Source organism: Lacticaseibacillus thailandensis DSM 22698 = JCM 13996 (assembly GCF_001312865.1).
Lineage (GTDB): Bacteria > Bacillota > Bacilli > Lactobacillales > Lactobacillaceae > Lacticaseibacillus > Lacticaseibacillus thailandensis.
This window is the reverse complement of record NZ_BBER01000004.1, coordinates 136,917-156,784: the sequence shown is the minus strand read 5'-3', so window position 1 is coordinate 156,784 and position 19,868 is coordinate 136,917. Positions and strand designations below refer to the sequence as shown.

At 54.3% G+C, this 19,868-nt stretch carries 18 protein-coding genes and 4 pseudogenes; all 22 read left to right on the top strand.

The features are described 5' to 3' along the window. Positions 1 to 92: 92 nt before the first annotated feature. The 22 genes and pseudogenes from JCM13996_RS07240 (at position 93) to murQ (ending at position 19,849) form a co-directional block, all read left to right on the top strand. Entirely contained in the window at positions 93 to 557 is a 465-nt protein-coding gene (locus JCM13996_RS07240) for a ComF family protein (protein ID WP_225353520.1), read from the top strand. A gap of 123 nt (positions 558 to 680) precedes the next feature. Further along, positions 681 to 1,247 (top strand): ribosome hibernation-promoting factor, HPF/YfiA family, encoded by a 567-nt coding sequence (hpf, locus tag JCM13996_RS07235; RefSeq protein ID WP_054750616.1) that lies wholly within the window; start codon positions 681 to 683, stop codon positions 1,245 to 1,247. A gap of 323 nt (positions 1,248 to 1,570) precedes the next feature. Continuing rightward, positions 1,571 to 3,936 (top strand): annotated as a pseudogene (gene secA, locus JCM13996_RS07230) (preprotein translocase subunit SecA). Positions 3,937 to 4,076: 140 nt separating this feature from the next. Further along, a pseudogene (gene prfB, locus JCM13996_RS07225) lies at positions 4,077 to 5,192 on the top strand (peptide chain release factor 2). A gap of 19 nt (positions 5,193 to 5,211) precedes the next feature. Further along, complete coding sequence (ftsE, locus tag JCM13996_RS07220; protein ID WP_054750615.1) at positions 5,212 to 5,898, top strand: cell division ATP-binding protein FtsE; 687 nt, start codon at positions 5,212 to 5,214, stop codon at positions 5,896 to 5,898. Beyond that, on the top strand, positions 5,888 to 6,775 hold the full coding sequence (gene ftsX / locus JCM13996_RS07215; protein WP_054750614.1) for a permease-like cell division protein FtsX: 888 nt from the start codon (positions 5,888 to 5,890) through the stop codon (positions 6,773 to 6,775). The genes ftsE and ftsX overlap by 11 nt, the downstream gene beginning before the upstream one ends. Positions 6,776 to 7,019: 244 nt before the next feature. Continuing rightward, complete coding sequence (locus tag JCM13996_RS07210) at positions 7,020 to 8,099, top strand: PDZ domain-containing protein (RefSeq protein ID WP_054750613.1); 1,080 nt, start codon at positions 7,020 to 7,022, stop codon at positions 8,097 to 8,099. 3 nt (positions 8,100 to 8,102) lie between these two features. Next, complete coding sequence (locus JCM13996_RS07205) at positions 8,103 to 8,795, top strand: response regulator transcription factor (protein ID WP_054750612.1); 693 nt, start codon at positions 8,103 to 8,105, stop codon at positions 8,793 to 8,795. A gap of 122 nt (positions 8,796 to 8,917) precedes the next feature. Further along, positions 8,918 to 9,787 carry a PAS domain-containing protein gene (locus tag JCM13996_RS07200; RefSeq protein WP_054750611.1) on the top strand — a complete coding sequence of 290 codons (870 nt, stop codon included), beginning with the start codon at positions 8,918 to 8,920 and terminating at the stop codon, positions 9,785 to 9,787. Further along, the gene (locus JCM13996_RS07195) at positions 9,753 to 10,448 is read left to right on the top strand and encodes a sensor histidine kinase (protein ID WP_054750610.1); all 696 of its coding nucleotides are present in this window, start codon (positions 9,753 to 9,755) and stop codon (positions 10,446 to 10,448) included. The genes JCM13996_RS07200 and JCM13996_RS07195 overlap by 35 nt, the downstream gene beginning before the upstream one ends. 192 nt (positions 10,449 to 10,640) lie before the next feature. Further along, positions 10,641 to 11,459 (top strand): phosphate ABC transporter substrate-binding protein PstS family protein, encoded by an 819-nt coding sequence (locus JCM13996_RS07190; protein ID WP_156321911.1) that lies wholly within the window; start codon positions 10,641 to 10,643, stop codon positions 11,457 to 11,459. A 9-nt stretch (positions 11,460 to 11,468) separates the two neighbouring features. After that, complete coding sequence (gene pstC, locus JCM13996_RS07185; RefSeq protein WP_054750608.1) at positions 11,469 to 12,395, top strand: phosphate ABC transporter permease subunit PstC; 927 nt, start codon at positions 11,469 to 11,471, stop codon at positions 12,393 to 12,395. Then, positions 12,392 to 13,275, top strand: a pseudogene (pstA, locus tag JCM13996_RS07180) (phosphate ABC transporter permease PstA). The gene pstC and the pseudogene pstA overlap by 4 nt, the downstream one beginning before the upstream one ends. Before the next feature lie 16 nt (positions 13,276 to 13,291). Next, positions 13,292 to 14,098, top strand: coding sequence for a phosphate ABC transporter ATP-binding protein PstB (gene pstB / locus JCM13996_RS07175; RefSeq protein ID WP_054750607.1), 807 nt, complete (start codon positions 13,292 to 13,294; stop codon positions 14,096 to 14,098). 33 nt (positions 14,099 to 14,131) lie between these two features. Further along, entirely contained in the window at positions 14,132 to 14,893 is a 762-nt protein-coding gene (gene pstB, locus JCM13996_RS07170) for a phosphate ABC transporter ATP-binding protein PstB (protein WP_054750606.1), read from the top strand. An 18-nt stretch (positions 14,894 to 14,911) separates the two neighbouring features. Further along, a pseudogene (gene phoU / locus JCM13996_RS07165) lies at positions 14,912 to 15,588 on the top strand (phosphate signaling complex protein PhoU). 174 nt (positions 15,589 to 15,762) lie between these two features. Next, on the top strand, positions 15,763 to 16,803 hold the full coding sequence (locus tag JCM13996_RS07160; protein WP_054750605.1) for a threonine aldolase family protein: 1,041 nt from the start codon (positions 15,763 to 15,765) through the stop codon (positions 16,801 to 16,803). A 17-nt stretch (positions 16,804 to 16,820) separates the two neighbouring features. Beyond that, positions 16,821 to 17,489, top strand: a complete 669-nt coding sequence (locus tag JCM13996_RS07155; RefSeq protein WP_225353519.1) for a MurR/RpiR family transcriptional regulator — start codon at positions 16,821 to 16,823, stop codon at positions 17,487 to 17,489. Beyond that, a complete protein-coding gene (locus JCM13996_RS11850) occupies positions 17,404 to 17,694 on the top strand; it encodes a MurR/RpiR family transcriptional regulator (protein ID WP_369395705.1) in 291 nt (96 codons plus the stop codon). Before JCM13996_RS07155 ends, JCM13996_RS11850 begins: the two co-directional genes overlap by 86 nt. A gap of 166 nt (positions 17,695 to 17,860) precedes the next feature. Next, complete coding sequence (locus JCM13996_RS11845; RefSeq protein ID WP_263848887.1) at positions 17,861 to 18,499, top strand: MupG family TIM beta-alpha barrel fold protein; 639 nt, start codon at positions 17,861 to 17,863, stop codon at positions 18,497 to 18,499. Continuing rightward, positions 18,384 to 18,932, top strand: a complete 549-nt coding sequence (locus JCM13996_RS11840; protein WP_263848894.1) for a phospho-sugar glycosidase domain-containing protein — start codon at positions 18,384 to 18,386, stop codon at positions 18,930 to 18,932. The genes JCM13996_RS11845 and JCM13996_RS11840 overlap by 116 nt, the downstream gene beginning before the upstream one ends. A 23-nt stretch (positions 18,933 to 18,955) precedes the next feature. Continuing rightward, positions 18,956 to 19,849 (top strand): N-acetylmuramic acid 6-phosphate etherase, encoded by an 894-nt coding sequence (gene murQ, locus JCM13996_RS07145; RefSeq protein ID WP_054750604.1) that lies wholly within the window; start codon positions 18,956 to 18,958, stop codon positions 19,847 to 19,849. Positions 19,850 to 19,868: the final 19 nt, after the last annotated feature.

Genomic DNA, 19,868 nt, shown 5'->3' with positions numbered 1-19,868 from the left:
GTATCGACCCCGACCACGTCTGCACCGGGTGTGGGCGCCCCAGTCACGCTGAGTTGTGTGGGGATTGTCAATACTGGCGCCACCGCGATGGCGTGACGTTACATAACCGAGCCGTCTACCACTATAATGCCGCGCTTAAGGACGTCATGCACCAGTACAAAGCGGTGGGTGATTACCGCCTGCACACGGCGTTTCGGGCGGATCTGTGCACGTTGTGTCGGGGCGTAGGCCGGTTGGTGCCGTTGACGACCGAACCCAGCCACTATGCGCGCCGCGGCTTTGACCCGGTGGTGGGGTTGTTTGGCCACCTTAAGCTGTGGGGTTGTCTGACTAAAAATGACACGGATCTGCCGCAATCGCGTAAGAAGCGCGGGGCCCGACTACGGACGCCGCAAAGCTTTGTGTGTACGGCGTCGACGGCGGAGTTGGCCCGAGTGCGGCAAATTTGCTTGGTGGATGATTTATACACGACTGGAACAACACTGCACCACGCCGCACAAGCACTCCGGGACGCAGGATACCGGGGAATAATCATTTCGCGGACGCTCATTCGGTAACAACTTTGGAAAAAGATAATTGTTTCACTAGACGCGTAACGTTATAATGAGTTTAAGGAAGTTAAGCGCTTCCGCAAACACCCGTCGCCATTGGGTAATGGTGACCGAAAGGGGAGAGGTTTTATGCTTACTTACAATGTACGTGGCGAGAACATCGAGGTTACTGAGGCGATTCGTAACTACGTGGAAAAGCGTATCAACAAACTGAACAAGTATTTCAGTGAGGGTGCACAGGCAATTGCCCATGTGAACCTCAAGGTCTACTCGAACAAGCAGGCCAAAGTCGAGGTGACGATTCCAATGCCGTACCTGACGTTGCGGGCTGAGGAAAAGAACCCAGACTTGTACGCGGCGATTGACCTGGTTACGGATAAGTTGGAACGCCAGATCCGTAAGTTTAAGACCAAGATTAACCGTAAGTCCCGTGAAAAGGGCTTTGCTGACCTGGTAGAAACGCCTGAGGAACCAGACTTGGAAGAAGCTGACGACGACTCCACGGAGGCCACGGACTTGAACGTTGTCCGGACGAAGCGGGTGGCCCTGAAGCCGATGGACTCACAGGAAGCCATCTTGCAGATGAACATGTTGGGCCACAACTTCTTCATCTTCGAAGATGCGGAGACTAACGGCACGAGCATTGTGTACAAGCGTCGTGATGGCCGCTACGGCTTGATCGAAACCGACGAATAAATTGCAATTAACACGGCGGGTTCCCACACGGGAATCCGCCTTTTGCGTCCCGTTGTGTTGTTAGTGGGCCGTTATAAGCGGGTGGGACGCATCTGCATGTGGGGGTGTGACGGTACTTGGCCCCAGCAGCGGTCATTGTGGAGCCCCCATCAAGTCATAGTCGCTCTCACTATCGGTGTGGCCAGCTCCCAACACTACCCCCAAACACTACCCCCCAAAAGACGTCACAAAATTGTTAACTACCATTAGTACAATTGCAATGCTATCAATGTTACAATTAACCAGATGTTGTACGCACTGTTAGTGTGGGAGAGGATTTACTAATGCCAAATATGATTCGTAAGTGGGTGGAGAGTGACGCCCGCGAAGTGAAAAGAATTGGAAAAATTGCTGACAAGGTCATGAGTTACGCCGACGACTTTGCCAAGCTTTCTGACGAGGAACTTCAGGCCAAAACCCCCGCGTTTAAGGAACGCCTAGCGCAGGGTGAGACCCTTGATGATATCCTGCCAGAAGCCTTTGCCGTGGCCCGTGAAGGTGCGCGCCGCGTTCTGGGCCTGTACCCATACCGGGTGCAGATCATCGGTGGAATTACCCTGCACGAAGGGAACATTGCCGAAATGAAGACCGGGGAAGGTAAGACGCTGACTGCCACCATGCCGGTGTACCTCAACGCGTTGTCTGGCCTCGGGGTGCACGTTATCACCGTCAACGAATACCTGAGTGAACGTGACGCCACCGAAATGGGTGAACTGTACAACTGGCTCGGCCTTTCGGTGGGACTCAACTTGAGCGACAAGTCGCCCGAAGAAAAGCGTGAAGCCTATAACTCCGATATTACGTACTCCACGAACAGTGAGCTTGGGTTTGACTACCTCCGTGACAACATGGTGGCCTACAAGGAACAAATGGTGCAGCGCGGGCTCAACTTTGCCGTAGTCGACGAAGTTGATTCAATCCTAATCGATGAAGCGCGGACGCCACTGATTATTTCTGGTGGGGCCACCAAGTCGACCGGGTTGTACGTGCGTGCCGACGCGTTCGTGAAGACCCTCAAGGAAACCGAGGATTTCAAGATCGACTGGGCCACCAAGACTATTGGTTTAACCGAGTCCGGGATCATCAAGGCCGAATCGCACTTTGGCCTGGACAACCTGTATGATACTGAAAACACGGCCCTGACCCACCACTTGGACCAAGCCCTGCGTGCCAACTTTATCATGCAGCGGGACATTGATTACATGGTCAAAGACGGTGAGGTTCTGATCGTCGATTCCTTTACCGGGCGGGCAATGGAGGGCCGGCGGTTCTCTGATGGCCTGCACCAGGCCATTGAAGCCAAGGAAGGCGTCGAGATTCAGGACGAAAACCAGACCATGGCGAACATTACGTACCAAAACCTATTCCGGATGTACACTAAGCTGGCCGGGATGACCGGGACTGCGAAGACGGAAGCGGAAGAATTCCGCGAAATCTACAACATGTTGGTCATCACGATTCCAACCAACAAGCCGGTTATCCGTTTGGACGAAGCCGACGTGCTCTACCCAACGTTGGAGAGTAAGTTCAACGCCGTGGCGGCCGACATTGAGCGGCGTCACAAGAAGGGCCAGCCGGTCCTGGTGGGGACGGTCGCCATTGAGTCCAGTGAGCGGTTGAGTGACCTGCTGGACAAATTACACATTCCGCACACGGTCCTGAACGCCAAGAACCACCTCAAGGAAGCCGAAATTGTTATGAACGCGGGTCAGCGTGGGGCCGTCACGATCGCCACCAACATGGCTGGTCGTGGGACCGACATTAAGTTGGGACCCGGCGTGAAGGCGTTGGGCGGCCTGGCCGTGCTGGGGACCGAACGACATGAATCCCGGCGGATCGACAACCAGTTGCGTGGTCGTTCCGGCCGTCAGGGGGACCCGGGGATCACCCAGTTCTACCTGTCACTAGAAGATGACCTGATGAAGCGGTTCGGTTCTGACCGAATCAAAGCCGTGCTGCAGTCCTTGCAGGTTGCGGATGATGATCAGGTCATCAAGTCCCGGATGGTGAGCCGCCAGGTTGAGTCCGCGCAGAAGCGGGTTGAAGGTAACAACTACGATACCCGTAAGCAGACGTTGCAGTACGACGACGTGATGCGCGAACAGTGTGAGGTCATCTACAAGCAGCGGCAACAGGTCATTAACGAAACCGACACGCTCAAGCCAGTCCTGATGGCTATGATCAAGCGCACGATCAACCGGATCGTGGACACGCACATTCAGGCACGGATCCAGCCAAGTGGGACAGTGATGCTTTGCTTGATTGGGTGCACGCCAACATGGTGAGCGACGAAGCCTTTACCCAGGCCGATATTGATGGGCACACGGCGGACGAAATCAAAGCCAAGCTGATGGACCTGGTTGAAGCTAACTACCAGGATAAGTCTGAGCAATTGCCAGATAAGTCACAGATGCTGGAATTTGAAAAAGTAGTTATTTTGCGGGTGGTCGACTCCTTATGGCCGGACCACATTGACGCCATGGACCAGCTACGTCAGGCCATTGGGCTGCGTGGCTACGGGCAGATGAACCCCCTGGTTGAATACCAGGAAGAAGGGTTCCGGATGTTTGAAGAGATGGTCGGTGCCATCGACGAAAACACGACCCGGTTGTTCATGAAGGCGCAGATTCGTCAAAATATCGAACGTTAAACCACAACTTTACGTGGCGTGTTGCAGCCAGCTGGTCCTTGGACTTGCTGGCTGAACGCGCGTATGGCGGTTGTGCGGGGCACGGGTGCCGTAACGGGGCCCTTGCCCGTACATACTAAATTATGAGTGAGGTTATCAACATGGAATTAAGCCAAATTCGTAATGCGCTAACTGATTTGGGTGCTAAGATCACCCAGTTTAGGGGGTCGCTTTGACCTCGATGCGCTGAACGAAAGCATTAGTGTGAACGAGGCGCAAATGGCAGCGCCCGGTTTCTGGGACGACGCGGAGCATGCTCAACAAGTCATCGATGCGACCAACGCCATGAAGAGTAAGCACGACGCGTTTTACAAACTAAGTGACGCTTACGACGACTTGCAGGCGGCCTATGAGCTACTACAGGAAGAACCCGACGCGATTTACAGGCTGAAACGGAACAGCAATTGAGCAAGTTGCAGGCGGCAATGCAAAAGTATGAGCTGAACTTACTGTTGTCAGGACCGTACGATGATAGCAACACCATTCTGGAAATTCATCCGGGTGCCGGGGGGACCGAAGCCCAGGATTGGGGCAGCATGCTGCTTCGCATGTACCAACGCTGGGCGGACCAGAACGGTTACAGCGTGGAGGTGGCCGACTACCTGGCTGGTGATGAAGCCGGGCTCAAGAGCGTGACGCTACTGATCAAGGGCACGAATGCCTACGGGATGTTGCGGGGCGAAAAAGGGGTCCACCGGCTAGTGCGGATCTCGCCGTTTGATTCGGCGTCACGTCGCCACACCAGCTTTGCGTCGGTCGACGTGATGCCGGAACTGAATAAGGACATTGACGTTGACCTGCGCTGGGACGACATCAAGATGGAAGTCTTCCGTAGTAGTGGTGCCGGGGGGCAACACATCAACAAGACCAGTTCTGCCGTGCGGTTGATCCACATTCCGACCGGGTTGGTCACGAGTTCTCAGGCCGAACGGTCGCAATTCCAGAACAAGGAAACGGCCTACAACATGTTGAAGGCTAAGTTGTACCAAAAGGAGCAGGAAGAGCAGGAACGGAAGGAAGCGGAAATTCGTGGTGTGCAGTTGGACACCGCCTTTGGCTCCCAGATCCGGTCATACGTCTTCCACCCGTACACGATGGTCAAGGACCACCGGACGAATTACGAAACGGGGAACGGTCAGGCCGTCATGGATGGTGATTTGAACCCATTTATCTATGCTTACTTACAATGGCAGTTATCCCAGAAGAATCCCGATTGAGGAAGGAAGGTTCCGCTAAATGATTGTGTTCGACAAGGTCACCAAAACGTACGACAACGGTGTTACCGGGATTAAGGACCTGACCCTGAAAGTCCAGCAGGGCGAGTTTGTTTATATTGTTGGTCAAAGTGGCGCGGGGAAATCCACGCTGATCAAGATGCTGTACCACGAATTGGTGCCGACCAGTGGTCACCTGACCATCAACGACTTTGACTTCGACACCATGCGGCCCCAGGACGTGCCGATGTTGCGGCGGTCGATGGGGGTCGTGTTCCAAGACTTCAAGCTGTTGCCGCGGATGACGGTCTTCGAAAACGTGGCCTACGCGATGCAGGTAATCGAGACTCCGGATGCGGACATCAAGCCGCGCGTGCTGGACGTACTCAAGCAGGTCGGGTTGGAACAAAAGATTCGGCGGTTCCCTAACGAGCTATCTGGTGGTGAGCAACAGCGGGTGTCCATCGCTCGCGCCATCGTCAACAAGCCGACCGTGGTCATTGCCGATGAACCGACGGGGAACTTGGACCCAGATACCAGTGAGGAAATCATGGATATTCTGGACCGGGTGCATGCCGCCGGGACTACCGTCATTATGGCGACGCATAACCGGGATATTGTTAATTCACGGACCCACCGGGTAATTGAAATTGCCGGCGGGGCCGTGGTTCGTGATGAAGCAGAGGGGGCCTACGAAGTTGAAGACTAACGTGATCAAGCGGCATGTCCGCGACAGTTTAAGGAGTTTGCGCCGCAACGGCTGGATGTCCGTCGCTTCCATTTCTGCGGTGACGGTGACCCTGTTTATGGTGGGGATTTTCCTCGCCGTCTTGTTTAACGTGAACCACGTTAGCCACCAGGTTGAAAATGACGTGCGGGTGCGGGTATCTGTGGACCGCAAGACGCCCCAGGCAGCCAAGGATAAACTAGCAAAGCAGCTCAAGGCGATCCCCCACGTGGAGAAGGTCACTTACCGTTCACGGAACGCCGAACTGAACTCCATCGTGACGGGTTACGGTCAACAATGGAAGATGTTCCGTGGGGACGATAACCCGTTGAATGACGTCTTTGTGCTGAAGACTAAGAGTTCCGCTAACACGATTGCGGTTACCAAGAAGGCCCGCAAGCTCGCCAACGTGGACTCTGCGAGTTACGGTGGCGATACGGCCCGCAAGCTGTTCAAAGTGGCGGATAAAGTCCGCAACTGGGGGATTGGCTTCACGGTACTGTTGCTACTCGTGGCGGTCTTCCTGATTAGTAATACCATCCGGATCACCATCATGTCCCGGCGTGAAGAGATTGCCGTTATGCGGTTGGTCGGCGCGACGAACAGTTACATTCGTTGGCCGTTTCTGCTGGAAGGTGCATGGACCGGGTTGTTCGGTTCCATCATTCCCATCGTGATTGTGGATATGGGCTATGCGGCGGTGATCAGTCACAGTGGCCTGACCGTGGCGTCGAATGGCTACGCCTTCTTCAGTACGATGCCGTTCCTGTTCTGGCTGGACGTCTTGTTAGCCGGTATTGGGATCGTGATTGGGGCCGCGGGTGCTGGCTTGTCCATGCGGCGGTACCTGAGGGTTTAAAAGTTGATTGTACGTAACGGTTACCTCAAAGCCGCGGTAGCAGCCGCGGCTTTTTGCGTGGCACGGTGTCCCGTGGTTGGTCAACGCTGGCACGTAGCGTCGGTGCATCGTGCCGACCATAAAATCGTGGTCACCAGGTGCGCAGAGGGACCGGGTTGTTTGGTATACTGACAGTAAACAAGTGGAGGTGCCATGATTGTGGGAGTTGAGCAGTTAAACCTATTTTTTTCTGGTGAGCACCATCGTGGTGGCCCTCGTTGTACGCATTCAGGCGGGGCGGCGGCTCCGGCACGAGCGGGCGGCTGTACGGTTAGCGGTCACGCGTAACCTCCTCGAGGAAGGCTACTACTGGTTAGCAACTCTCTTGCCGGGCATAATGCTGAGTGTGTTGATGCTGGCATTAGGTGTGACGTTACCAATAGGGGTTGCGGCCGTCCTGGGACTGCTAGCGCTATTGGCGGCGTTGTTCATGCCTGGTTTTACGCCGCTGTACCTGGGCCTCGCGGGCGCGATTGCTTGGATCATACCCTCAGCAGTAGGGCGCGCGGTCGGATTAGCGGGCGGTTCAGTTGGCCACTGGGCACCGGTTTTTCTATTACTGACGGGGTGTGCGTTGTTAGTGAATGCGCGGACTGCCATTCGTGGTCACCGCCCCGTGTCGTCACCGCGGGTGGTGACGCGTGGTGGCCATACTTGGGCCCGTTACCGGGTGCGGCAACTGTTGTGGTTACCCGTTTTGCTACCCGTTTCGGGGCACTGGTTACCCGCATTACCTTGGTGGACGCACCTAAACTTTGCTTTGGGTCAGGCGCATTTTAGCTTGCTGGCATTACCCCTATTTTTGGGCTTTGCCTTTACACACCAGAGTGCTCAATCGCGACCAGCCCTCAAGCGGACTGCCTGGGTTGAGGGCCTGGTGGGCCTGTTCGCGGTCTTGACTGCCGGTGGTGTGCAGTGGCATTTACTGCCAGCGGTATCCGCTTTGCTGGGCTACGCGGACGTATGCGTCGTTGCAATGGTATTATTGTGGTGTATACGACGGTCGCAGCCCCAGGTGACGTTGGTTCACCCGGGGGTCCGCGTGGTCGGCGTAGTTGCTGACACTCCAGCGGCCCGCATGGGGTTAGCGCCGGGGGATGTTGTTTGGCAGTGCAATGGGGTTGACGTAACGGACACCGCGGTCTTGTATAACGCTTCGCAGCATCTGGGTACCTTCTGTCGGTTACGGGTCCAGGACACTGCAGGTGAGTTTCGGTTGGTTGAAACCGCAATTTACACGGGGACGCCGCACCTTTTGGGGATAATCACTTTTCCGGAGGATTGATCAATGAAGAAGATTCTGGTAGTGGACGATGAACCAGCAATTGTGACGTTGCTGAAGTATAATTTGGAAGCTGAGCACTATTCGGTGACCGCCACCGGTGACGGGCAGGATGCCGTGGCCTTGGCGTTGAACAATGACTTTGACTTCATTATTTTGGACCTGATGTTACCCGGCATGGACGGCATTGACGTAACCAAGGAGTTGCGCAAAGCCGATGTGACGACGCCCATCATGATTCTGACGGCGAAGGATTCCGAGGCTGATAAGATCATCGGGCTGGAGCTGGGGGCGGATGACTACGTCACCAAGCCGTTCTCACCGCGGGAAATTATTGCCCGCATCAAAGCCATTGAGCGCCGGGTCGGCAACACCAAGGACGAAGGCGCCAAAGTGCTCAAGGTCGGGGAATTGACCATCGAACCGTTGAACCACCGCGCCACCATGCGTGGCGAACGGCTCCACCTGACCCCGAAAGAGTTTGAGTTGCTCCAGTACTTTGCCACGCACCACGGGAAGGTTTTGTCCCGTGATGTGTTGCTCAATGGCGTCTGGGGGTACGATTACCCTGGTGAGACGCGGATGGTTGATATTCAGGTCAGCCACCTGCGCGAAAAGATTGAGCGTGACCCTAAGCACGCGGAATATTTACAGACCGTGCGCGGATTCGGCTACCAGTTGGAGGATCCTAATGCTTAAACATGCATGCCGGCGATTAATGGTAATAGCCCTGCTAGCGATAGCGGGCTTTTTTTGCCCTCATTTGCTTACAAAATACGATTTTAGCCCGCAAACAGTACGATACCTACCAGCAATTGGCCATGGTGGCGCGGTCCGGTGGCTACCGGGAACAGCGTCTGGGGCGAATCAGCGAAGTGAATTTGGATGGACACTCGCACATTGCTGCGGTGGTGCGGGACCGGATTCGGAGCGGGGATGACCTGAATAATCAGGGCCACGTGTACATCCATCTCAAGGGTAAGCGCCAGTTCGTTTACATCGTGTCAGACTCGCTGGGCGATTGGGGCTTTGTCGGTCGGTCGTGGAATGTCGGTACGGTCGGGCGCACCGAGGGAATTGTGTACGCCGTCATTTACTGGGTACTGGTGCTGATCTTGCTGCTATGGAGTGCCCGGGATGACCGGCACCTGCAGGCAGAGATCAGGGCCCTAGCGGATAACATTCACCGCGTGCGCTACGACCACCAGGCACACCCCTTATTGGTGCCGCCGAGTTCCCGGGTTTACCCGTTGGCTTACCAGATTCAGGGTTTGGAAGGTGACGTTACCCATTGGCGGCGCAAGTTGACGGTGCGGTCCGAACGCTTTGTGCAGTTAGTTGACCACCTTCCGCAAGGGGTCATGCTTATTAACGGGCAGCGCCAGGTTACCATCGTGAACACCGCGATGGCCACCCTGTTGGGTCACGAAATCAGTCGTGACCGGCACCCGTACGTGGATGACATTCAGACCTTTGCGCTGAGCCACATGATTGAACACACCGCCCGTGACGCGCAGAGTCGGCACCAGGAGTTACAGTTGCAGGACGATACGGTCGACGTGGACGCCACCACGGTTGCCATCCGCAAGGGACCGGACGAGATTCAGGTGCTGGTCATTTTGTATGACGTCACCTTTATGCGCCAGGTAGAAAAAAATGCAGTCCGACTTTGTGCAAAACGTGAGTCATGAATTGAAGACACCCGTCACCGCCATCACTGGCTTTGCAGAAACCCTGCTGGCGGGGGCCAAAGATGACCCGGAAGCGCTGGATAAGTTTCTCCACATCATTCAAACCGAGTCGCAGCGGTTGACCCAACTGATTCAGGACACGCTAGCCCTTTCCCGGGTAGGGTCCAGTAACGACCACATCGAAAAAGTACCGGTGGCGCCGTTAGTGCAAAACGCGCTGAACAGTATCCAGCAACCACTCAAGGACCGGAAGCTACACGTCAACGTGGAGTTAGATGCGGACTTGTCACTCGATACCAACCGGCGTAAGCTCAGTCAGATTGTGCGCAATCTGGTCAACAACGCCGTCTTCTATAACAAAGAGGGCGGGACTGTCTCCATCGTTGGCGTGCGCACTAATGGTGGAATCCGCCTCCAAGTTTCCGATACCGGGGTGGGAATCGCCGATGATGAGCAACAACGCGTCTTTGAACGATTCTACCGGGTCGACAAGGCCCGTTCCCGCAATAGCGGTGGGACCGGGCTGGGTCTGGCAATTGTTTCCGAACTAGTGGCGGACCTCGGGGGTTCGATCCACCTGGCCAGTCAGCTCGGCGTAGGGAGTACCTTTACCGTGGCGCTGCCGAACGCGGTGGCCAGTGAACACAATCAGGATAACTAGTACTTCAAAACGAAGCTGGTGGTGACACGCCGCCAGCTTTTTTTAGTTGTGATCCTCGGAAACGCGACTATTTACACAACCATTACACTAAGGTGACTACGTAATTTACTTGTACCCAGTACACTTAGCGTAGACAGAAATCGTGGAGGTAGCACCGTGAAAAAGCTGGGCTTGTTCACAGTTTTAATACTTATGCTGGTCGGGCTGACCGCGTGCTCTACTAGCGGGAGCGGCGAGTCAATCACCGTGGTAGGTAGTTCTGCCTTACAACCACTAGTGGAAGCGGCGGGTGAGCAGTACGCGAGCGACCATTATGGGGTGTTTGTGAACGTCCAGGGCGGTGGTTCCGGGACGGGCTTATCCCAGATCCAACAGGGTGCCGTGTCAATCGGTAACTCGGACCTCTTTGCGAGTGAAAAGAAGGGCATCGATAGCCACAAGCTAGTGGACCACAAAGTTGCGGTGGTCGGCATTACTCCGGTGGTCAACAAAAAGGTGGGTGTAACGAATTTAACGACGGCGCAGTTGCGCAACATCTTTGCGGGCAAGATCACCAACTGGCGACAAGTTGGCGGCCCCAACCTACCCGTGGTGCTCGTAAACCGGGCGCAGGGGTCCGGCACCCGCGCCACCTTTGAACGGTGGGTCATGGGCGACGTCCCCACGATGACCGCTCAGGAACAGGACTCCACCGGGATGGTGCGCCAAATCGTGGCCAGTACTCCCGGGGCAATTTCCTACATGGCGTTCTCGTACGTCAATAAGGACATCCGCACGGTCAAAGTCGATGGTGTGGCGCCCACGGAGCACAACGTGCATACCAATCGGTGGCATATCTGGGCGTATGAGCACATGTACACGCGGGGTCCGGCGACGGGCCTGACCAAACGGTTTATCCAGTATATTCTTAGCCCGCAGGTACAGCGGACGCTGGTCAAACGAATGGGTTACATCCCCATCAATGACATGCAGGTTGAGCGCAATGCTCAGGGTCGCGTGACGCGGCAGTAGGAGGAAAGCATGCAAGAAGATCAAATTCGTGCCGCTATGTTGCGCAAGTCGCGGGCGGCCAAAATTGAACAGCGGGGGCGGGCCATCAGTTTTGCCTGCATCGCCCTGATCGTGCTGGTGGTGATCGCCATCTTTTACTTTGTAGCTTCCAAAGGGTTAGCGACGTTCTACCATAACGGGGTGAACGTCTGGGAGTTTTTGAGCAAGAAGAGTTGGTCGCCAAGCACGATTGGGCCCCACGGTAAACCAGAAGTAGGGGCGTTGCCGATGATCGTCGGCAGTTTCAGCGTGACGTTCCTGGCGGCCGTGGTTGCGACCCCCTTTGCCATTGGGGCGGCGCTGTTCATGACCGAAATTGCGTCCAACTGGGGGGCGAAGATTCTCCAGCCGGTCATCGATTTATTGGTGGGCATTCCGTCGGTTGTGTACGGCTTTATTGGTTTGAGCGTGGTCGTACCGGCCATTCGGAACGTCTTTGGTGGCACCGGGTTCGGGATCCTGGCCGGGACGTTTGTGTTATTCGTCATGATTTTGCCGACTGTGACTTCGATGACCGTGGATGCCATTCACGCGGTGCCGAGTTACTACCGGTCCGCGTCGGCAGCGCTGGGCGCCACCCGGTGGCAGACCACGTCACGCGTAGTGCTCCGGGCGGCGGTGCCGGGAATCCTGACCGGGATCGTCTTCGGCATGGCCCGGGCGTTTGGTGAAGCCTTAGCGGTGCAGATGGTGATTGGGAACGCCGCAATGTTGCCGAAGAACCTGATCAGCCCAGCCAGCACGCTGACTTCGGTGTTGACCAGTGGTATTGGGAACACGGTCATGGGCAGTTTGGAAAACAACGCGCTCTGGTCGTTGGCCCTGGTCTTACTGTTAATGTCGTTAGTCTTTAACCTGGTAATTCGTTGGATCGGCGGACGGGGGGCCCTGAAATGAACGCAAAACGTGTGGATAAAATTGCTACGGTCGTGATCGACATCATTGCGGGCATCATCGTGCTGATCCTGGCGAGCCTGTTGGGGTACATCCTGGTGCGGGGATTACCGCACGTGTCGTGGCACTTTCTGACCAGTCCGGCCAAAGCTTCCAGGCGGGTGGTGGCATTGGCGTGCAGCTCTTCAACTCCTTTTACCTGTTGTTACTGGCGATGCTGATCTCACTGCCCATCTCCTTGGGGGCCGGCATTTTCCTGTCCGAATACGCGGGCAAAGGGTGGTTGGTCGACGTGGTGCGCACCGCCATTGAAATTTTGAGCAGTTTACCCTCCGTGGTGGTTGGTCTCTTTGGCTTTTTGCTCTTCGTCATTCAGTTTAAGTTTGGCTTTTCCATCATCAGTGGTGCGTTGGCGCTCACCATGTTCAACCTGCCGTTACTCACCCGTAGCATTGAGGATTCCCTCGAGCAGGTGCCGTTTAGCCAGCGAGAAGCGGGACTGTCCCTGGGCATCTCGCGTTGGGAAACGGTCATCCACGTGGTGATTCCGGAAGCCTTACCGGGCATTATTTCGGGGGTGATCCTGGGGGCCGGTCGGGTGTTTGGTGAAGCGGCTGCGCTCATTTATACGGCGGGGCAAAGCGCGCCCGCATTGAACTTTGGTGACTGGAATCCGTTTGACATTCAGAGCCCGTTGAGCCCGTTGCGGCCTGCGGAAACGTTGGCGGTCCACATCTGGAAGATCAACGCGGAGGGCATTCAGCCGGACGCCACCGCGGTGTCGGCTGGGGCCTCAGCGGTGTTGATCATCGTGGTGTTACTGTTTAACTTGCTGGCACGACGTATTGGTAACTTTGTTTACCGCAAGATGACGGCGGCTTAACGGGAAAGGAGTACGCATGGCAAACTATTCACTAGACGACCGGTTCATTCGCACACTACCCGATAGTACCGAAGTGGCGGTTGCCACCAAGGATTTGCGGGTCTTTTACGGTGATCATGAAGCTATTCACGGAGTATCATTACCGTTTGAACGCTATAAGATTACCGCGCTGATTGGACCGAGTGGTTCGGGCAAATCGACCTACCTGCGTTCAATCAACCGGATGAACGACAACATTTACGGTAGTCGGGTGACCGGGCAAATCATGTACCGCGGCGTGGACATTAATAGCGACGCGGTGGACGTCTACGAAATGCGGAAACACATCGGCATGGTGTTTCAACGACCGAATCCGTTCGCCAAGTCGATCTATGACAACATCACCTTTGCGTTGAAGCGGTTCGGGGTGCGGGATAAAGCCACACTGGATCAGGTCGTCGAAACGACCCTCAAGCAAGCGGCGTTGTGGGACCAAGTGAAGGATAAGTTGCACCAAAGCGCCCTCGCTTTGTCCGGTGGGCAACAGCAGCGGCTTTGTATTGCTCGGGCCATTGCGATGAAGCCGGATATCCTGTTGATGGATGAACCGGCTTCCGCGCTGGATCCCATCTCCACGGCGGCGCTAGAAGATACCATGAAGGCGTTGACGGAGCAACTGACGATCATTATCGTGACGCACAACATGCAGCAAGCGGCGCGGGTGAGTGACTACACGGCGTTCTTCTACAACGGCCAGTGCCTAGAGTTTGACGAAACCCGCAAGATTTTCACCCGTCCGAAGATTCAGGCCACGGATGACTACGTTTCTGGCAACTTTGGCTAAGTGTTGACCGCGGGAGTTGATGGAGGATAATTGATGACCCACAAGAATATTATTACGAGCCGGGACGTCCACATTTATTATGGTGACTTTGAAGCCATCAAGGGCGTCGACATCGATTTTCCCGAGCACGAAATTACCGCCCTTATCGGGCCCAGCGGCTGTGGTAAGTCGACCTATCTGCGGACCCTGGACCGGATGAACGACCTGGTGCCCGGAGCCCGGACGACCGGGGATATCCGCTTGAACGGTGAGGATATTTACGCCGCGAACACCGATGTGGTCCAGTTACGAAAGCGGGTCGGCATGGTGTTCCAGCAGCCCAACCCGTTTCCGTTCAGCATATACGACAACGTGGTGTACGGCTTGCGGTTGGCGGGGATCCGTGACCGGGCAATGTTAGACGAAGCCTGCGAGCAAAGCCTCAAGCAGGCGGCCATCTGGGATGAAGTCAAGGATCAGCTCCACGACTCTGCCTTGGGCTTATCTGGGGGTCAGCAGCAGCGGGTCGTTATGGCGCGGGTGCTGGCCGTCCAGCCCGAAGTGATCTTGCTGGATGAGCCGACGAGTGCGTTGGACCCCATTTCTTCGTCACAAATCGAAGATACGTTGCTCGAACTCCGGGAGCAGTATACAATCATTATCGTGACCCACAATATGCAGCAGGCCTCGCGGATTTCGGACCGCACGGCGTTCTTCTTGCAGGGTAACATCATTGAGGTGGGTCCCACTAAGGGCATCTTTATGGACCCACAACACAAGGAAACCGAAGACTACATTTCTGGTCGTTTTGGTTAAATACGGGGGATTAAATTAATGCGTGAGGAATTTACCGACGAGCTCAACGAACTGCACGTGCGGTTTTCAGAAATGGGGATGATGGTCAACGAAGCCATCTCCAAATCGGTGCGGGCGTTCATCAACCACGATAAGGACATGGCGCGGCAGGTGATTGCCGATGATAACCACATTAACGAGCGGGAAGTGACCTGGAAAAACGCAGCTTTGAGATGATTGCCCTCCAGCAACCTGTTGCCAGTGAACTGCGGATGGTGGTCACCGTGATGAAGGCGGTCAACGACTTGGAGCGGATGGGCGACCATGCGGTGTCCATTGCCAAGTCGACCATTCGCGTGAAGGGTAATACCCGGGTCCCGGCGATCGAGGAAATGCTGGCGGCGATGGCGGACGCGGTCAAAGAAATGGTGGCTGAAGTCCTCGATGCTTACGTCAAGGAGGACGAGCATCGGGCGCGTTGGATTGCCGGCCAAGATCACGGAATTAACGACTTTTCCTACAAGATCTACCAGGAATGTATCAAGCAGATGCAGGCTGATGCGGAAACCGTTGTGGGCGGAATGGACTACATGTTAGTGGCGTCATACCTAGAACGAATCGGGGATTACGTGACGAACATTTGTGAGTGGATCGTCTACCTCAAAACTGGCAAAATTGTCGAGTTGCAATCGAGCGACCGGGAAGACAAGTTCTAACAAATAGCGACAAAAGTAAACAGGCTTGAACTACAATAAACGGCAACGTCTGGTGACGGTGCCGTTTATTTGGGTCTGGCCACCACTTTTGCGGGTAGTGGTTCCGGTTTTGTATCCGGTTGCGGTAGAATGACATTAATCATATACATATTACGGATTGGTGGAGGAATCAACATGCTTTATTTTGAAAATGATTACGCCGAGGGCGCGGCCCCGGCAGTCTTGCAGGCGCTCATTGATAGTAACATGGAACACTTACCGGGTTATGGGGAGGACCGATACAGCCAGGCCGCTGCGGACAAGATCCGCACGGCGATGGCTTGTCCGGACGCTACCGTAAAGTTCATCACTGGGGGCACACAGACGAACGCGCTGGCGTTGGACCTGTTGTTACAGCCGTACGAAGGGGTGATTGCACCCGACACGGCACACATCAACACCCATGAGGCGGGGGCAATCGAGTTAACGGGGCACAAAGTACTGCCGCAACCCAGCAAGTTAGGCAAAATTGACGCCGCCACGATTGAGCAATTTTTGACCGCGTGGATTTCCGACGGGAGCCATGAGCACATGGTGCAGCCGGGGATGGTGTACCTGACGTTCCCAACGGAGTACGGCACCCTGTACACGGCTGACGAACTGCGGGCGATTGCAACGGTGTGCCGGCAACATGATCTGCGTCTGTATATTGACGGCGCGCGCTTAGCGTACGGTCTGGCCGCGTCCAACGATGTGACTTTGCCCCTCCTGGCGCAGCTGTGTGATGCCTTCTACATTGGTGGCACTAAGTGTGGTGCGCTGGCCGGTGAAGCGTTGGTCTTCACGAGACCTGATGGCGTTCCGGCCCATCTGGTCAACCGTATCAAGCAGCACGGGGCGCTGGTGGCTAAGGGGCGGTTGCTCGGCGTACAGTTTGGTGTGTTATTCACGGACGGATTATATGAACAACTCGGCAAACACGCACTGCGGATGGCGGACAACCTGCGCCGTGCGCTAGTGGCTAATGGTATTCCGCGGTTCATTGAATCACCAACTAACCAGCAGTTTCCAGTTGTCAGCACTAGCCAACAAGCCCAACTAGCCCAAAACGTGCGCTTTAGCGTTTGGGGCAAGTATGACGATGACCACACGGTGATCCGGCTGGCCACAAGCTGGGCGACCACGGAGGATGACGTGACGGCGCTGGCAAAGGAATTGCAGCGGATTGGCGCCTAACGTAACGGAGGTTTGAGATGACGGTTAAGGGGACTATTGCAAGCATGGGGGATGAACTCAGTGTCGCCGAACACAAGGTGGCAGAATACATTCTTCAGTTTCCAGAGAACGTTTTGTTGATGAACGGTCAGCAGTTGGCGCAGGCAGCGGGAACAAGTGCACCCACCGTCAGTCGGCTCGTTAAGCATTTAGGTTTTAAAACGTATACGCAACTTAAAGTACAGTTGAGTGCTGATCAAGGTGCAGGTACTGATGAGTTTGATGGTGACGAAGAAATTCGCGCCGATGAAAGCCTGCACAGTATTACTACCAAATTATTGAAAAATGCCGAACGTTCGCTCCACGAAACCATTGACCAAGTCCATGAGGACACCATTAACAATCTAGTTAAGCAGCTAGAACAAGCTGATATAATTTTGTGCTTTAGGGTAGGGGCTTCATACTTGGTGGCGCAAAATATTGCTCAAAAATGGTCCCGCATTGGTTGTAACGTTATTGCTAGTGATGATTTGAACCAATTGTTACCATCAGTAGTCGACAGTAATAAAAAAAATCCTCTTTTGGTTTATTTCAAATTCCGGAGAATCCCCCGAAGCCGTGATGGGCGCCCGTATGGCCCGACAACACGCTGTCATTACTGTGGGGCTCACACGTTTAGGGGAAAACTCGCTGGCACGCAATGTTGATATTCTGGTGCAGACCTCTCAGCCGGCGGAGGCTACGGTGCGGTTTGCAGCTACGCAATCTTTGCACGCGCAGTTTATGTTGATTGATACTATTTACTATGCATACGTTAGCAAGCATTATCAAAACAGTAAGCGTCGTATCTTGGACTCACGGTCGTTATTGGCAGAATACAAGCGGCGGTTTATGAACAGTACGCATAATTAGCATCGTTCACGGACAAGTTATCCAATTATTTCGGAAATTGTATTTCACCAATATGATAAAACGTTGAAATTAAATTTTACACATGATACACTTAGGTCGTTAGGAAAGGGCTTACATCCGTTCCTAATGGCTTTTTATTTAACGTTGAACTGGAGGTGACTAACAATTGATTGGTTTTGCAGTTTACCTGAGTCATAAACTTAATCTTGAGACGCGGCAATACATTCATCGAATGGCGCAAAGTGGCTTTAGTACTGTCTTTACCTCGTTACATATTCCGGAGGATGATGCCAGCAGCCTGGTGCCTCGATTACAACAACTGACTGGTTGGTGTAAAGAGGAAGGTCTCACCGTTATTGCCGATATTTCGGATACAGGCTTTGAGCAATTAGGCTGGTGTACGGATGATGTCGATACTGTACTGGCATCGGGACTAACAGGTTTACGTGTCGATGATGGTATTGGGATGAAGTCCGTGGCGGCTATGAGTCGGTATATGATGATTGCGCTCAATGCCAGCACGTTAAGCGCCCAAAATTTACAGGAATTACGGCGAGCTGGTGCGGATTTCAGTCATATTGAGGCTTGGCATAACTACTATCCGCGGCCGGAAACGGGTCTGGACACTGAATGGTTTAATCGAAAAAAATACATGGCTACACAGTCAGGGACTGAAGGTTATGGCCTTTATTGCTGGAGATGGCCAACGGCGTGGTCCAGTCTTTGCCGGCCTACCCACCCTGGAAGGCCAACGCGGTATGTTACCTTTATGGGCATTTGTGGAGTTACAACAAATGGGTGTTGACGGTGTCTTTATTGGTGATGAGATGATCAGTGAAACGAGCGTGGCAACCATAGAGGCCTACGTAACTCAGCAGGTCTTAACCATTCACGTTGTCGGTTTACCAACAGTTTTGGCCCAAACCCAGTGGCATAACCGTCCTGATGTTGCCCGTGATGTTGTGAGGTTGCAAGAAGCACGCCGGCGTCAATTGGTGGGTACTGAGCCGGATATGGTTGCGCATGCGCGACCTGTGGGTAGTTTGACCGTTGATAATGATGGTTACGGTCGTTACCGGGGTGAAATTCAAATCACCAAACATGATTTACCGGCTGATGCCAGGGTGAATGTGATTGGACGCGTGGTTCGCGATGATTGGGTTGGCCTTTCACTGATTGGTGCTCATCAGGCCATTCAGCTGGTTCAGTCCGTTGCCGGGAAGCACTTTGATAGGTAGTAAAGTAGGGGGGAATAAGGCTGATGGATTTAGCAAGTTTAACCACGGAAAGTCGCAATGAACGTACCACGTATTTAGATCAAATGAGTATTCATGAATTTGCCGAAACGATGAATGCTGAGGATCGGACAGTGGCGGATAGTGTGCACCGCGCACTGCCCGCAATTGAGCAAGCCATTGCGCGTATTGCGCAAACTTTTAAGCAAGGTGGTCGGCTTTTCTATATTGGCGCAGGTACGAGTGGTCGGCTAGGCGTTTTGGACGCAGCAGAATGTGTTCCTACCTTCGGTACTGAACCAAGCATGGTACAAGGCTTAATTGCAGGTGGTATGTCGGCTATGACCGTTGCAGTTGAAGGTGCCGAAGATAACCTGAAGTTGGCTGCAGATGACCTGGCGGAGCGGCGTCTGGCTGACGTCGATACTGTAGTAGGGATTGCCGCCTCGGGACGGACGCCATACGTTGTGGGGGGCCTTGATTATGCTGCGGAGACTGGCGCCGGAACAATCAGCTTGGCTTGCAACGCTGGGGCCTTAATTTCGGACCATGCCCAAATTAATATTGAAGTACCCGTGGGCCCGGAGGTGTTGACTGGCTCAACACGGTTGAAGGCGGGCACAGCACAGAAAATGGTGCTGAATATGCTGTCGACTGGCGCCATGGTGCAGATTGGCAAGGTGTACGGCAACTTAATGGTTGACGTACGTCCAACTAATGCCAAGTTGATTGAACGAAGCCAGCGCATCATTATGCAGGCCACGGACTGTACTCAGGACGTGGCAACGAATGCCTTTAAGGAGGCCGGCGAGAATGTTAAGTTGGCCATTGTTATGGTGCTAACCGGGCTCGATCGCGCTACCGCAGCTGAACGGTTGGCGCAAGCTGAAGGGTTTATTGGTCGTATTAAGACAAATTAGGTGTCAGATAATTAACATA